This is a genomic window from Archangium violaceum, assembly GCF_016859125.1.
Lineage (GTDB): Bacteria > Myxococcota > Myxococcia > Myxococcales > Myxococcaceae > Archangium > Archangium violaceum_A.
Window position 1 is genome coordinate 1,520,294 of the sequence record NZ_CP069338.1, and the last position, 13,985, is coordinate 1,534,278.

The window sequence follows — 13,985 nt, forward strand, 5'->3', positions numbered from 1 at the left end:
GCTCCTCGTTACTGGCTCTGCTCCAGGCGCCAGCCCTTGGGGTGGCGGACGGTGTACAGGAAGGACACGACCTTCTTCTCCGAGGGCGGCACCGACAGGCGCCACTCCAGCGTGCCCCGGACCGGGTCCTGTTCGGCGAAGGGCTCGGTGCGCACGAGCTTCACCTCCACGTCCTGGCTGCGTGAGAGCGGCCACTGGTCGTGGATGCGCACCGGGAGGGCGAAGGGGTACGGGTTGGCCACCTCGATGGTGACGAGGTACTCGGTGTGCTCATCCTTGCCGATGAGGCCCTTCTCGGACGTCATGAGCTTCACGTTGCGCACCGGGCGCACCGCGGAGTCGATGCCGAGCGGCAGGGTGAAGGGCTCCCCCGGGGACACCAGCGCGAGCCGGGCCTGACCGGCCGGATCCGCCCCGACGAAGAGCTGCGCCTCGCCGCCGGGCATGACCCGCTGGGACGGGCTGCGCAGCTCCGCCACGAGGAAGGCATTGGAAGTGAGGGCGGGGTACAGCTTGCGCTCCACCTGCACGGGCCACGTCTCGGTGAAGAGAGGCACGCGCCGCTCGCCCTTGCCGCTGCGCACCGTCTCGCGGCGCTGCGAGGGGAAGGCCAGGGCATGGCCGCCCGCCAGCGAGGCCGGCAGGTCCGGATCCAGCACCGGAGGCCGCCAGCCCTCCGGCGGCGCGAGGCCCACGGAGACGTCCTCCCGCGAGGCATCGGACACGAACGCCGACTCGGGCTGCGTCGCCCCGGGCTCGAAGGAGCGCGCGGCACCGCTCCTCCCACCGGGACGGTTCACCTCGATGCGTTTGACGTAGTCCTGATCCACGCTGACGCCCGCGCTGGTCGAACCGACATCGATGGAGGGGGCGCTGGGCGCCACTTCGCTCAACTCCGTGAAGGACTCGGGAAGCAGCTCCACGTTCACGCGGAGGGTGCGACCCGGACGCAGCTGGACTTCACGTGTGAGCGACTGGAACGACTCCTTGTCGAACCGCAGCTCGTAGGGGCCCGGCGGAAGCTGGGGAATGCGGTACTGGCCCTGGGCGTCCGTCACCACGACCTGTTCACCCTGGAGATGGGGAGAGGTCGCCGTGACGAGCACGTCCGACAGGGGCTTCCTTCCATCCGCGCGCACGACGGTGCCGAGGATGACGCTGGAGCCCTGGGTCTCCGAGGCCTGCTGCTCCGACGAAGAGGGAGCCGACCCGATGAGGGAGAGGAGGCGGGAGCGGAGCCGCGCGTCCTCGCTCGGCTCCCTGGGTGGCGAAGGAGGAGCGGAAGGAGGAGGGCGCCAGGAGTCGGCGACCGGAGCGGGCGTGGGGATGAAGCGCTCGCGCTGGCCGATCTTCCAGGTGGCGAGCTCGGGCACGGTGGTGGCGGTGGAGGGAAGAGCGGTACTGAGCGTGAGCGCCGCGTCCTCCCAGTCCTCTCCGGTCTGCTGGCTGACGCGCCCGGAGAAGGCCACCTGCACGCGGTTGGACTCGGGCTCGAGCCGCAGCTCATAGGTGGGGAACCAGCGCGCGCCCGTGGTGACGTAGGTCAGCGTGAGGGTCGCGGAGCCCTGGCCCGAGAGGGTGGGGATGACCTCCAGGCCCGAGCGCGACGGCACGCCCCCGAGCTGCTTCGCCTCCTGGACATGCCGCGTGAGCTCACGCTCGAGCGCATCCTCACGCAGGGCCACCTCGCGCAACTTCGCCTGGAGGCGGGCGGTGGTCTCCACCACGAAGTCGGTGGCGGCACGCCAGCCGGAGGCATCGAGCCGGGAAGGGTCCTGCCGGGAAGCCTTCGAGGAAGAGGGAGTCGAATCATCCCCCTCCTCGGAGACGACGGGCCGGACCTGACCGAGCGCGGCGAGCTGGGCGGCATAGGCCTCGTGCTCGGCGCGGACCCGGGCGAGCTGCTCATCGAGCCGCTCGAGCTCGGTGACGAGCCGGCGGGCCTCGGCGGCGGGAAGGGCGTCGGATTGCACGGGGCGGATGTCCACGCGCGTCACCTCGGCGCCCTGGGCCTCCACGCGGATGCTGGAGGGGTCCACCGAACCATGGAGCAAGGGCAGCTCGACACGTTGAGCGCCGGAGAGGGCCACGCGAGCCGTGCGCACGACGCGGGCCTGGTCGCTGTAGACGGTGACGGAGGTAACGGGAGCATCCACCGCCGCGAGCCAGAGCGCGCTCAGGGCCGAGAATCCGAGAACGGACATTCCCGTGTTGTAGCGTCACCACCTCCATGCAGTCACCTCCCCACGAGCGGGCGATCCACCACGGTGACGAGGTTGCGGAGCCACGCCCCCCACCCCTCTCCCTCTGGGAGAGGGACGGGGTGAGGGTATGCGGTCCCTGGCCCACACCTTGCTCCAGTGCGCCCGAGTTCCACCCCTTTCCCCAGGAACCAACATGACCCGAGCACAACCCGCCCCCCTCCGCCGTGCGCCACTGTTCGCACTGTTCGTGACCCTCACACTGAGCCCGACCACCCGGGCCGAGACCCAACCCGCGGCCACACCAGCCAGCAAACACCCCGGCTGCTTCGTGCTGCTGGACCTGAAGACGGGGGAGCTGAAGCGCAACGACCCCGAGCGCTGCGCGAAGCGGCTGCCACCAGCGTCGACCTTCAAGATACCGCACGCGCTCATCGCGCTCGAAACGGGCGTGGTGACGGACCCGGCGGCGAAGCGCAAGTGGGACGGGAAGAAGCGGAGCGTAGCGGATTGGAACCGGGACCATTCGTTGGAGTCGGCCATCAGCGCGTCCGCGGTGTGGTTCTTCCAGGGCACGGCGAAGCAGATAGGCCGCGAGCGGATGAAGGACTGGGTGCACCGCTTCGGCTACGGCAACGAGGACACGTCGGGGGAGCTCACGGGCTTCTGGCTCGGAGGCCCGCTGCGCATCTCTCCCGAGGAGCAGGTGCGATTCCTCGCGCGCCTGTATCGCGGGGAACTGCCCGTGAGCGAGCGCTCGCGCGAGACGGTGAAGCGCATCCTGGTGCAATCACCGGACACGGCCCCGGAGCGGATGAAGCGGCTGGCGGGGCCGTGGCCGTCGGGTGCGGTGGTGAGCGGGAAGACGGGCAGCACGAACACGAAGGAGGACGGAGACGTGAGCTGGCTGGTGGGCCACGTGCGCTCGCTCCGAGGCGAGTACGTCTTCGCGAGCCTGATGACGGGCGAGCACCTCGAGGGCCCCGTCGCGCTCCATGCGGCGGTGGACGAGCTCCAGGCGCAAGGCCTGCTCTGAACCCCCGGAGCCGCGAAGGTGTCGTGGAAGTGCACGCCCCGGGGATCGAACCCGGCGAAGTCGGTACGTCAGACCGATGCCGTCTCCAGCTGGCTCGGCGTGCGGGAAACATGCGGGATGCGGACCCGCGACTGCTGAGTGGAGCCGCCGGGGATTGAACCCGGGACCTCTCGGATGCGAACCGAGCGCTCTCCCGCTGAGCTACGACCCCATGTGCTTACAGCGAAGAAAGACGCTGGAGAGAATGCATCCCTGACGCACCCAGGCACGGCACTGGCGATCCCGGTGCCGCTTCGGGCACGCTGTATCCCCGGGTCCAGGGGAACAGGTGCGAGATGACAGCCGGTGCGGAGATGAAGGGCTACGAGGAGCTGGCTCCGCCCGCCACCATGGCGGATGCGGTGGACGCGTTCTGGAGCTACTCCGCGCCACCGCTTGATGCCGGAACCGGGCCCGAGCGCCACCGGATTCTTCCGGACGGCTGCACCGATCTCATCTTCCATTTCCGGGACACGGGAGGCCCGGTGTGGATGGCCGACCCGTCCCTGGAGGTGGTCGGCCCCATGGAGCGCTTCGCCCTCGTCACCATCGAGCCCGGCTCGGTGAGCCTGGGCGTCCGGTTCAAGCCCGGGTGGGCGCTCCCGCTGCTCGGCGTGAGTCCCCGCGAGGTCCGTGGACTCAGTGTTCCCGTCGCGGACTGCTCGCCAGCCCTCGCCCTGCTCCAGCGGCGACTCGAGGACTGTCGCTCACCCGCGGAAGCCCAGGCCCTCCTCCAGGAGAGCGTCGCCCGGCGGCTGGCGTCCTTCCGGGAGGCGTCGCGGCCACGAGCCACCCAGGCCCTGCGCTGGCTCCAGTCCTCGGGAGGACAGGTGCGCATGTCCTCGCTGGCGCGGACGCTGGGCGTGAGCGAGCGCACCCTGCACCGGGACGTGCTGGACGAGGCGGGGGTGCCACCGAAGCTGCTGGCCCGGGTGCTCCGCTTCCAGCGAGCCGTGGCGCTGCTGCGCTCGGGCGGAGGGGAAGACCTGAGCGCCGTGGCGCTCGCGTGCGGTTACGCAGACCAGGCGCATCTCTCGCGCGAGGTACGGGACCTGGCGGGCCTCACGCCCACGGCGCTCCAGCTCCAGGGATGAGCCCTGTCCGATTCCTTCAAGACAGACCGGGGCGGGCCGTGCGAATACCGCCGCACGCTGTTCCACCTGTGCATTGGAGTCCGCCGTCATGAAGCTCGGCTACGTCATCCTCTACGTCGCGAACGTGCCCGCCACCGTCGACTTCTACGAGAAGGCCTTCGGCCTGCAACGCCGCTTCCTCCACGAGAGTGGCCAGTACGCGGAGATGGAGACCGGCGCGACGGCGCTGGCCTTCGCCGCGGAGGAGATGGCGAAGGACAATGGCCTCACCGTGCGCTTCAACCGGCCGAAGGAGGACGCGGCGGCGGTGGAGGTGGCGCTCGTCACGCCAGACGTCGAGGCCGCCTACGAGCGCGCGGTGAAGGCGGGCGCCCGGGCCGCGCAGCCGCCCAAGCAGAAGCCCTGGGGGCAGACGGTGGCCTACGTGAGGGACCTCGACGGAGTGCTCGTGGAGCTCTGCACGCCGATCTCCTCTTGAATCGAGAGGGACCAGGCCTGCCCCACGTCAGCGGAGCAGGCCCACGGCCAGGGACACACGCCCCTCCGGAGAGGAGCGGCGAGGCCTACCACTCGTACTCGTACAGGACCTCGACGGTGACCACCTTGCGCGCCGAGTGGAACACGAGCGTGTAGAAGTCACCGAAGTTGTAATAGTCGGGCGCGCTCATGTACCGCCACGAGGACACGCTGACCGTGTAGTCGTTGCCGTAGGTGCCGATGAAGCCCTGGATGGCCGACGGGAGCTCCTCGTACTCCTTGCCAGCCAGGGCGGACGCGAACTGGGCCTGGGTGAGGGTCTGGCCCGCGCCGCCGTAGATCTGCTGGTACGACTGGGCGTCGAGCCAGTCGAAGGCGGCCAGGGCGGCGTCATCCTGGGAGACGAAGCCGGAGGACCTGACGTCGAAGGCCGTCACCGACAGCACGGTGCAGTAGTAGCACTGGGGCTGGATGGAGGAGACCGTGGAGGCGAGCGACGAGCTGAGCGGAACCTGCACCAGCTCCACGGCCTGGGCGGGAGCGGCGAAGCCGAGCATGAGGGCCAGCGCGGCGAGAACGGGGACGAGACGCTTCATCAGGTACCTCTGGGTTGGGGGGGAGCCCCGTTTGCCCCAGGAGGAGAGACTGTTTCAAGCAACGGTTTCGAGAATGGGCGCCACGTGCCCCGGCCTGCTCCAACACCCGGCGCCTCTTCCACCCCACCAGACGGCTCGCATAGCGTCCCGCTCATGGCTGACTTCGATCTGGTGGTGATCGGCTCGGGCCCCGCGGGCGAGAAGGGCGCGCTGCACGCGGCCCTGCACGGCAAGCGGGTGGCGGTGGTGGAGCGCGAGCCGGTGCCCGGCGGCACCGCGGCCAACACAGGCACCTTGCCTTCCAAGACATTGAGAGAGACGGCGCTATACCTCTCGGGCTTCCGTCAGCGGGGCCTGTTCGGCGTGGAGACGACGCTGCGTCGCGAGGCCACCGTCTCCGACTTCCTCTACCGCGAGCGCCGGGTGAAGGGGATGGAGCGCCAGCGGATCCTCGAGGACCTGAAGCGCCATGGGGTGGAGCTGGTGTACGGCAGGGGCGCGCTGGAGGACGCGCGCACGGTGGTGGTGCGCCGCGAGGGCGAGCCGGAGCGTCGGCTGACGGCGGACGTCATCCTGGTGGCCACCGGCTCCGCGCCCTACCGCCCGCCGATGTATCCCTTCGGGGATCCGCGGGTACACGACTCGGACGAGCTGCTGGAGCTCACCGAGCTGCCCAACACGCTGGTGGTGGTGGGCGCGGGCGTCATCGGCTGCGAGTACGCGTGCATGTTCGCCGCGCTGGGCATCCAGGTGACGCTGGTGGAGCCCAAGCCGGAGCTGCTGTCCTTCCTGGACGATGAGATCTCCGCGCTGCTCCAACAGCGCATGGAGAAGCTCGGCGTGCGGATGAGGCTGGGGCGGACGGTGGAGGCGGTGGAGGTTCCGCCGGAGCCACGAGCGCCCATCCGGCTGACGCTGAAGGATGGAGAGCGGCTGGAGGCGGACCAGGTGCTGGTGGCCTCGGGGCGCTCGGCGAACACGGCGGGGCTGGGCCTGGAGGCGGTGGGCGTGAAGCTGGGCGCGCGAGGACAGGTGGAGGTGGGGCCCGAGTACCAGACGGCGGTGCCCGGCATCTACGCGGTGGGAGACGTCATCGGGTTCCCCGCGCTGGCGTCCACGTCCATGGAGCAGGCGCGCATCGCGGTGATGCATGCCTTCCAACTGGAGGAGCCGAACCGGATGGCTCCGGTGCTGCCCTACGGCATCTACACCATCCCCGAGGTGTCCATGGCGGGCGAGACGGAGGAGTCTCTCCGGGCCCGGGACATCCCCTACGTGGTGGGCCGCGCCGCCTTCTCCACCAACCCGCGCGGGCAGATCATCGGCGAGGCCCACGGGCTGTTGAAGCTGCTCTTCCGCCGCGAGGATCTGCGGCTGCTGGGCGTGCACGTGCTGGGCGAGCAGGCCTCGGAGCTGGTGCACGTGGGGCTGATGGCGCTGATGACGGGCGCCAGCGCGCGCATCTTCGTGGAGACGTGCTTCAACTACCCCACCCTGTCCGAGGCCTACAAGACGGCCACCTACGACGCCATGGACAAGGTCAAAGCAAAAAGCGCGTGAGCCTTTCGGGGGCTCACGCGCTTTTCTACATCAGGGACCGGGCCGGACTCAGACGGCCTTCAGCCGGGAGCTGCCGGCCGGGCCCGCCGCCGCGTCGCGCAGGGCATCCTTCTTGTCGGTGCGCTCCCAGGTGAACTCCTTCTCCGTGCGGCCGAAGTGACCGTACGCGGCCGTCTTCTGGTAGATGGGCCGCAGCAGATCCAGGTGCTCGGTGATCTCACGTGGCTTGAGGCCGAACGTGTGGCGGATGGCCTGGACGATCTTCTCCTCGGGCACGGTGGCCGTGCCGAAGGTCTCCACCAGCACGCTCACGGGCTCGGCCACGCCGATGGCGTAGGACACCTGCACCTCGCAACGGCGCGCGAGGCCCGCGGCCACCACGTTCTTGGCGATGTGACGGCCCATGTACGCGGCCGAGCGGTCCACCTTCGACGGATCCTTGCCCGAGAAGGCGCCGCCACCGTGACGGCCCATGCCGCCGTAGGTGTCGACGATGATCTTCCGGCCCGTCACGCCCGAGTCCCCCATGGGGCCGCCGATGACGAAGCGCCCGGTGGGGTTGATGTAGATCTTCGTCTTGGCGTCGATGAGCTTCTTGGGCAGCGCCTTGGCGATGACGTCCTCGCGGATCGCCTCGTGGATCTTCTTGTTGGTCACGTCGTCCGAGTGCTGCGTGGACACGACGACCGCGTCGATGCGGGCCGGGCGGCCGTTGCGGTACTCGACGGTGACCTGGCTCTTGCCGTCCGGGCGCAGCCAGTGGTGCGTCTTGCGGCGCACGTCGGCCAGACGCTTGGTGAGCGCGTGGGCGTAGTGGATGGGCGCCGGCATGAACTCCGGCGTCTCGTCGCAGGCGAAGCCGAACATCATGCCCTGGTCGCCAGCGCCCTGCTCCTTCTTGTTGTCCACGCCGCGAGCGATGTCCTGGCTCTGGCCCTCGATGGCCACCATGACGCCGCAGGTGTTGCCGTCATAGCCCATGGAGCTGTCGGTGTACCCGATGCGGCAGATGGTGCTGCGAACGATCTTCGGGATGTCGACGTAACAGTTGGTGGTCACCTCACCGGCGACGATGGCCAGACCCGTCTTCACCAGGGTCTCCACGGCCACGCGGCCCTGGGGATCCTTGGCGAGAATGGCGTCCAGCACGCCATCGGAGATCTGATCGGCGATCTTGTCCGGGTGCCCTTCAGTGACGGATTCGGAGGTGAACAGGTAGTCGGTCGGCATGTCTTCTTCAGGTAGGTGACGCTCACCGCAGTGGCGAGAAACGCAGGCACACTAGACGTTGGGCTCTAAAGGAGTCAAACCCGGAGACACGTCGGGAAATTGCACCTGGACCCACCTGCCAGGCAGCCCGCCCCATGGGCCCCCCATCGGGTACCTCGTGAATTTCGCGCGCCTCCGGCCGTTCCTCTGGGCTACAGAAACAGCCCTCTCCCCAAGGAAGGATTTGAATGAACGCCCGTCTCCATCCTCTTGCCCTGCTGGCTACCCTCGCGCTCGCCCTGCCGGCGTTCGCCGCGCCCAACGAGACCGTGGCCAAACCGGTGAAGACCGTCGTCCAGTCCGTGCGCTACAGCAAGGATGACCTGGCCCTCAAGCAGCTCGCCAACGACGAGCAGGGCCGCTTCCTGCTCGGCGAGGACTGGGAGAAGGGCACCGAGGCCCAGCGCAAGGAGTTCACCAGGCTCTTCAACAGCCTCTTCGCGAAGATCGCCTTCCCGAAGGTGCGCGAGAACTTCAAGAACCTCGCGTCCATCACCTACGAGGAGCCGGTGGTGGAGGGTGATTCGGCGAAGGTGAAGTCCGTCATCGTCATCGAGCACCCGATGAAGAAGCAGGAGATGAAGCTCCAGTACTCCCTCGTGAAGAAGCAGGGCGCCTGGAAGGTGCTGGACGTGGCGGTGCTCGGCGACTCGATGCTCACCGGCATCCGCGATGACCAGGTCCGGCCCATCATGAAGCAGGGCGGCTGGGAGCACCTGCTGACCCTGATGCGCCAGAAGGACGCCGAGCTTTCCAAGAAGTAACCGGGTGGCGGGTTCCAGGAGCAGGCGGCCAGGCGTCTGGCGTCGAAGACGGTTGGACACGCGCGGACATCGGAGGAGACTGAGGCCGATGTCCGTCCCCCTCCTGCAACCAGCCCCCCTGCGTGAAGGGCGCTCCTCCCGCGAGGTGGACGCCTTCTGCGTCGAGTTCGCCCCGAGATCCCCGGGCCACCCCGCCGTCAGGGATTTGCAGCGGCTCCTGGCCGACGTGCCCGAGGAAGGCCTCGAGGCCCGGCTGGAGTGGGTGGAGCGATGTGTCGCCTGGCTGCGCGAGCCCAAACCCGTGGTGGGGTTGGTGGAAGCCGCCGAACCCGAGGCCCCCGCGCCGGTCACACGACTGGCCCTGTTGGTGCGCGTGCTGGAGGCCCGGGCCTCGGCCCGCGAGCCCGTGGTCGCGCTGGTGCGCGAGGTGCTGTCCGGCACGAGCGGATTGAGGCTCTTCTCCCAGGTGGGCATCCCCACCCGGCAGGGCTTCTTCAGCGAGGTGTCGGACCGGCTCACCCGCCGCCTGCTGCCCTCGCCGCCCGAGGACCACCAGCTCTCGGAATTGCTGCTGCGCCTCTTTCCCGAGCCCGGAGACGCCACCTGGTTGGAGACGCTGCCACCGGCGCTGCTCGCACGGCTCTCCGCCCTGGTGGAGGGAAGCGCCCCATCGCCCGCGCGAGCACCGGAGGTGGTGGTGCGCACCGACCTGGTGGACGCCCTGGGCCTGCTCTCCGTGCAGACGGCGGCCCTGGGGCTGGCCGAGGACGTGAGGGAGCGCTGCCCGGAGGTGTCCTTCCGCGCCTCGCCCTTCCTGAAGCTGCGCCGGATATGCGAGGGCGTGCTGGCCCGCGACGCCGCACCGGACTCGCTGCGGGAGCTGGGCGACGTGGTGGAGGAGTGCCGTCAGGTGGTGGCCATCGTCTCCAGCCACCTCGAGCAATACGGGGTGAGCGTGGACCTGGTGTACCGGCTGGAGCGCATCCGCCGGAGCCTGGAGCGCATGGAGGCCATTGCCCGGGTGCTGGGCGCGACAGCGGGCGAGGCACGTTGGAGGGAAGGCATCGCGCTGGTGGCGGACCTGGTGCGCCGGGCCCACGCGGACCACTCCATCCGCGCGCTGGTGGCGGGCAACGCGCGGCTGCTGGCACGCAAGGTCATCGAGCGCGCCGGCCACACGGGCGAGCACTACATCACCACCACGCGGGCCGAGTACCACCACATGGTGCACTCGGCGGCGGGCGGCGGGCTCATCACCGCCTTCACCGCCATCATCAAGCTGTACACGGTCACGCTCGCGCTGGCGCCCTTCTTCTACGGGCTCGCGCTGGCGGGCAACTACGTGGCCAGCTTCCTGATGATGCAGGTGACGGGCTCCACGCTGGCCACCAAGCAGCCCTCCATGACGGCGGCCACGCTGGGGAGCGCCATCGGCCACGGCGGCACCGCCGGGCGGCTCTCACGCCTCCTGGAGCTCATGCCCCGCCTCACCCGCTCACAGCTCGCCACGGCGCTGGGAAACATGGGCACCGTGCTGCCGGCGGCGGTGGGGCTCTCCATGGCCTTCGCCTGGTGGCGGGGACACCCGCTGCTCAACCAGGCCCAGGCCCACTACGTGGTGGACGCGCTGCACCCCTGGCACAGCGGCACCATCTTCTACGCCGCGCTGACGGGCGTGCTGCTGTGGATGTCCAGCCTCGTGGCGGGGTGGTTGGAGAACTGGGCGGTGTACCATCGCATCCCCGAGGCGCTCGCCCATCACCGGGCGCTGCGACGGGTGCTGGGCGACTCCGGGGCGAAGAGGCTGTCGGACGTCTTCGCGAACCACATCGCCGGCCTGGGGGGCAATGTGAGCATCGGCGTGCTCCTGGCACTGCCTCCCCTGGTGGGCTCCTTCTTCGGGCTGCCCCTGGACGTGCGCCACGTGACGCTGTCCTTCGGGCAGCTGTGCCTGGCCGGGTACGCGCTGGGGCCCGAGGCCCTGCTGCGGCCGGACTTCCTCGCGGCCCTGGGAGGCATTGCCCTCACCCTGGCCATCAACTTCGGAGTATCTTTCTCGCTCGCCCTGGGAGTGGCCCTGCGCGCCCGGGACGTGCCCCTGGCCGACACGGTGCGCATGGTGCGCCTGGTGGCCGCTCGCTTCCTGAGGGAGCCCCGCGCCTTCCTGCTTCCCCCCCGGGAGTGAACCGGGCGATCCACCCTGGTTGAAACCCGGGGCGGCCGGGCAGGCGGGGGCTCGCGCCACGCTTCTGGCGGGCGCGGTTCTCCGATAGGGTCCGCGCCGAATGAGTGACTCGACCCACAAGCCGCCGCGCCTTGCTCTCGCCTATGCCAGCCTGCTGGTCCGCCGACCCGGGCTCGTCCTCCTCGCGCTGCTCGCGCTGTTCGGCGTGTCGCTGTGGGGAACCTCGAAGCTGACCATCAACTCCAACCAGCTCGACCTCATCTCGCAGGAGCTGCCCGAGGTGAAGGAGGTCAAGCGCGTCATCGACATGGTCGGTGGCAGCGGCTACCTCATGTTGGCCCTGCGCGCCGACAGCGAGCCCACGCTCAAGAAGGTCGCCGACGACATCGCGGCGAAGCTGCTGGCGGACAAGGAGCACGTCCGCTTCATCACCTACAAGGTGCCGGTCGAGTTCGTGCAGCAGAACATGGCCCTCTTCATCAAGACGGAGGACCTGCTCGAGGGCAAGAGCCGCATCATGGCCTGGCTCAAGGATCAGCTGCGCCGCAACAACCCCTTCTTCATCGAAATCCAGAAGACCGAGCCGGTGAAGCTCGAGCTGACGGACCTCATCAACAAGTACAGCAGCGTCGGCAAGAAGAGCATCCGGGACGACTACTACATCTCCCAGGATCGCAAGATGATGCTCATCCTCATCAAGCCGATGTGGGACTCCAACCAGCTCGGCAAGACGAAGGCGTTCGTGGAGCACCTGCGCAAGGAGCTCGCGGCCTACTCCAAGAGCGAGCAGTCCGGCGGCGTGGAGGTGGTGGAGGACTACGACACGATGGGCAATGACAAGCTCGTGGCCTACGGCTTCACCGGCGCCTACAAGACGGCGGTGGACGACTCGTACGCCATCGAGGAGTCGCTCGAGCCGGTGTCCCTGCTCGCCTTCGCGGCCATCTTCCTCATCACCATCCTGGCCTTCCGCAAGTGGGTGCCCACCCTCATCGTGGCCATCGGCACGGTCGTCGGCACCATCATCACCATGGGCTTCACCTACGCCACCGTGGGCGAGCTCAACATGATCACCAGCATCCTCGGCGGCCTGCTGCTGGGGTTCGGCATCGACTACGGCATCCACTTCATCTTCCGCACGCGGCTGGAGCTGGGACAGGGCAAGCCCTATGACCAGGCCATCCAGGACGCGGTGGTGAACGCGGGCCGGCCGGCGCTGGTGTCCGCGGTGGTGACGGCGGGCTCGTTCTTCGTGCTGATGATCAGCGAGTTCCGCGGCTTCAGCCAGTTCGGCTTCCTGGCTGGCTGCGGCACCTTCATCATCGGCTTCCTGCTCTTCGCCTGGAGCCCGGCGCTGCTGGCGTTGTTGGGCCGCATCAACCCCGAGCTGCCCAAGAAGCTCATCGGCGAGATGAAGCCGCCCGCCCCGCAGAGCGTCGACACGGGCAAGGAGCTGCGCATCCCCCGGCCCGGCCTGATGCTCGTGGTGAGCACGGTCATCGTGGGCTTCATGTGCGCCTTCGCCATCCCCTGGAGCGACGTGGACGTGCCCACGGATCGCCCCGCCACCCTGGCCGAGCGCATCAAGGCCGGCGTGCGCTTCAACTACAACAGCCGCGCCCTCATCCCCGAGGGCCAGCCGTCGGTGAAGCTGCAGGATGAGATCACCACGCGCTTCGACATCTCCAGCGACCCCATCGCCGTCTACACGAAGACGCTGGAGGAGGCGAAGGCCGTCTACGACGAGCTCACCGACCCGAAGAACAAGGAGAAGTACTCCACCATCGACCAGGTGGTGAGCATCTACACCTTCGTCCCGCCGGCGGAGACAGCCGCGGCCAACGCGAAGATCCTCGCCGAGTGGAAGGAGGAGCTGAAGGACATCGACGTGGCGGCGCTGCCTCCGGAGACCCAGGACAAGGCGGCCCTCTTCATGAAGATGCTGGAGGCCAGGCCCTTCGACGTGCACGGCGTGCCGGAGATCTACTCCTCGCAGTTCCGCCACCTGCCGGAGACGAAGCCGGAGAACCACGGCTACCTGACGTTCATCTACCCGGCCGTGGACCTGTGGGACGGCAAGAAGATGCTCACCTTCGTGGACCAGACGAGCCACATCCCCACGCCCGAGGTGAAGGACGCCACGGGCAAGGTGCTCGCCCCCGCGATGGAGCGGCGGGCCGCGGGCGCGGCGCCCCTGTTCGCCCGGCTGGCGCGCATCGTGCTCTCCGACGGTCAGCTGACGGTGCTCCTGGTGACGCTGTGGATCCTGGTGATGCACTTCCTGGACTTCCGCAACATGAAGCTGGCGCTGGCCTCCGTCATCCCGCTCACGGTGGGTCTGGCGATGATGCTGGGCATCATGACGCTCGGTGACCTGCACCTGAACTTCATGAACATCATCATCCTGCCCATCCTCCTGGGCTTCGGGGTGAGCCACGGCCTCTACCTGCTGCACCGCTTCCTCGAGGGCACCTCGCCCGTGGTCGCGCTGCGCAGCGTGGGCGCCGCGGTGGCCTCGTCCACGCTGACGACGGCCGCGGGCTTCGCCGCCCTGCTGGTGGCCAGCCACAACGGCCTGAGGTCCATGGGCGTCGTGGCGTGCATCGGCCTCATCACCACCCTGGTGGTGTCCTTCACCGTGCTCGCCGCGGTGATGCAGGTGATGTGGGACCGGCTGCCGCGCAAGCTGAAGGACGGTGTGGTGCACACGTCCTCCCAGCAGCCCTCCGACGCGTCCAAGTCCGAGGCGGCCTGAACAGCGGCC

The 13,985-nt window shown here is 68.8% G+C and carries 10 protein-coding genes and 2 tRNA genes; 7 read left to right on the forward strand and 5 right to left on the reverse strand.

The window, feature by feature from the left end; genetic code table 11:
* Window positions 1-8: 8 nt before the first annotated feature.
* A complete protein-coding gene (locus JQX13_RS06400; RefSeq protein ID WP_203408176.1) occupies window positions 9-2,204 on the reverse strand; it encodes a mucoidy inhibitor MuiA family protein in 2,196 nt (731 codons plus the stop codon).
* 193 nt (window positions 2,205-2,397) lie between these two features.
* On the opposite strand from JQX13_RS06400, the gene JQX13_RS06405 reads away from it, so the two are divergent.
* A complete protein-coding gene (locus tag JQX13_RS06405) occupies window positions 2,398-3,237 on the forward strand; it encodes a penicillin-binding transpeptidase domain-containing protein (RefSeq protein WP_203408177.1) in 840 nt (279 codons plus the stop codon).
* 30 nt (window positions 3,238-3,267) lie between these two features.
* Here the strand turns inward: JQX13_RS06405 and JQX13_RS06410 are convergent.
* Window positions 3,268-3,340: transfer RNA gene (locus JQX13_RS06410), tRNA-Val, on the reverse strand.
* 36 nt (window positions 3,341-3,376) lie between these two features.
* Window positions 3,377-3,448: transfer RNA gene (locus tag JQX13_RS06415), tRNA-Ala, on the reverse strand.
* A gap of 124 nt (window positions 3,449-3,572) precedes the next feature.
* On the opposite strand from JQX13_RS06415, the gene JQX13_RS06420 reads away from it, so the two are divergent.
* Both JQX13_RS06420 and JQX13_RS06425 read left to right on the forward strand, forming a co-directional pair.
* Entirely contained in the window at window positions 3,573-4,370 is a 798-nt protein-coding gene (locus JQX13_RS06420; protein WP_203408178.1) for an AraC family transcriptional regulator, read from the forward strand.
* An 88-nt stretch (window positions 4,371-4,458) separates the two neighbouring features.
* On the forward strand, window positions 4,459-4,848 hold the full coding sequence (locus JQX13_RS06425) for a VOC family protein (protein WP_203408179.1): 390 nt from the start codon (window positions 4,459-4,461) through the stop codon (window positions 4,846-4,848).
* An 85-nt stretch (window positions 4,849-4,933) separates the two neighbouring features.
* Here JQX13_RS06425 and JQX13_RS06430 read toward each other — a convergent pair whose 3' ends face one another.
* Window positions 4,934-5,443: a hypothetical protein gene (locus tag JQX13_RS06430; RefSeq protein ID WP_203408180.1), complete on the reverse strand. Its 510-nt coding sequence runs from the start codon at window positions 5,441-5,443 to the stop codon at window positions 4,934-4,936.
* A gap of 153 nt (window positions 5,444-5,596) precedes the next feature.
* Here JQX13_RS06430 and sthA point away from each other — a divergent pair, with 153 nt between their 5' ends.
* On the forward strand, window positions 5,597-7,003 hold the full coding sequence (sthA, locus tag JQX13_RS06435) for a Si-specific NAD(P)(+) transhydrogenase (protein WP_203408181.1): 1,407 nt from the start codon (window positions 5,597-5,599) through the stop codon (window positions 7,001-7,003).
* 48 nt (window positions 7,004-7,051) lie between these two features.
* Here sthA and metK read toward each other — a convergent pair whose 3' ends face one another.
* Window positions 7,052-8,233 (reverse strand): methionine adenosyltransferase, encoded by a 1,182-nt coding sequence (gene metK, locus JQX13_RS06440; RefSeq protein WP_203408182.1) that lies wholly within the window; start codon window positions 8,231-8,233, stop codon window positions 7,052-7,054.
* Between the two features lie 227 nt (window positions 8,234-8,460).
* Between metK and JQX13_RS06445 the strand changes: the two genes are divergently transcribed.
* From JQX13_RS06445 to JQX13_RS06455, 3 genes are all read left to right on the forward strand, one after another.
* Complete coding sequence (locus tag JQX13_RS06445; RefSeq protein ID WP_203408183.1) at window positions 8,461-9,036, forward strand: ABC transporter substrate-binding protein; 576 nt, start codon at window positions 8,461-8,463, stop codon at window positions 9,034-9,036.
* A gap of 88 nt (window positions 9,037-9,124) precedes the next feature.
* Window positions 9,125-11,221 (forward strand): site-specific recombinase, encoded by a 2,097-nt coding sequence (locus tag JQX13_RS06450; RefSeq protein WP_203408184.1) that lies wholly within the window; start codon window positions 9,125-9,127, stop codon window positions 11,219-11,221.
* 100 nt (window positions 11,222-11,321) lie between these two features.
* Window positions 11,322-13,976, forward strand: coding sequence for an efflux RND transporter permease subunit (locus JQX13_RS06455; protein ID WP_203408185.1), 2,655 nt, complete (start codon window positions 11,322-11,324; stop codon window positions 13,974-13,976).
* The last annotated feature ends 9 nt before the right edge of the window (window positions 13,977-13,985 follow it).

Excerpts from the sequence above, each read along its gene's own strand:
- JQX13_RS06400 (WP_203408176.1), bottom strand. The coding sequence starts at position 2,204 with ATGTCCGTTCTCGGATTCTCGGCCCTGAGCGCGCTCTGGCTCGCGGCG.
- JQX13_RS06405 (WP_203408177.1), top strand. The coding sequence starts at position 2,398 with ATGACCCGAGCACAACCCGCCCCCCTCCGCCGTGCGCCACTGTTCGCA.
- JQX13_RS06420 (WP_203408178.1), top strand. The coding sequence starts at position 3,573 with ATGACAGCCGGTGCGGAGATGAAGGGCTACGAGGAGCTGGCTCCGCCC.
- JQX13_RS06425 (WP_203408179.1), top strand. The coding sequence starts at position 4,459 with ATGAAGCTCGGCTACGTCATCCTCTACGTCGCGAACGTGCCCGCCACC.
- JQX13_RS06430 (WP_203408180.1), bottom strand. The coding sequence starts at position 5,443 with ATGAAGCGTCTCGTCCCCGTTCTCGCCGCGCTGGCCCTCATGCTCGGC.
- sthA (WP_203408181.1), top strand. The coding sequence starts at position 5,597 with ATGGCTGACTTCGATCTGGTGGTGATCGGCTCGGGCCCCGCGGGCGAG.
- metK (WP_203408182.1), bottom strand. The coding sequence starts at position 8,233 with ATGCCGACCGACTACCTGTTCACCTCCGAATCCGTCACTGAAGGGCAC.
- JQX13_RS06445 (WP_203408183.1), top strand. The coding sequence starts at position 8,461 with ATGAACGCCCGTCTCCATCCTCTTGCCCTGCTGGCTACCCTCGCGCTC.
- JQX13_RS06450 (WP_203408184.1), top strand. The coding sequence starts at position 9,125 with ATGTCCGTCCCCCTCCTGCAACCAGCCCCCCTGCGTGAAGGGCGCTCC.
- JQX13_RS06455 (WP_203408185.1), top strand. The coding sequence starts at position 11,322 with ATGAGTGACTCGACCCACAAGCCGCCGCGCCTTGCTCTCGCCTATGCC.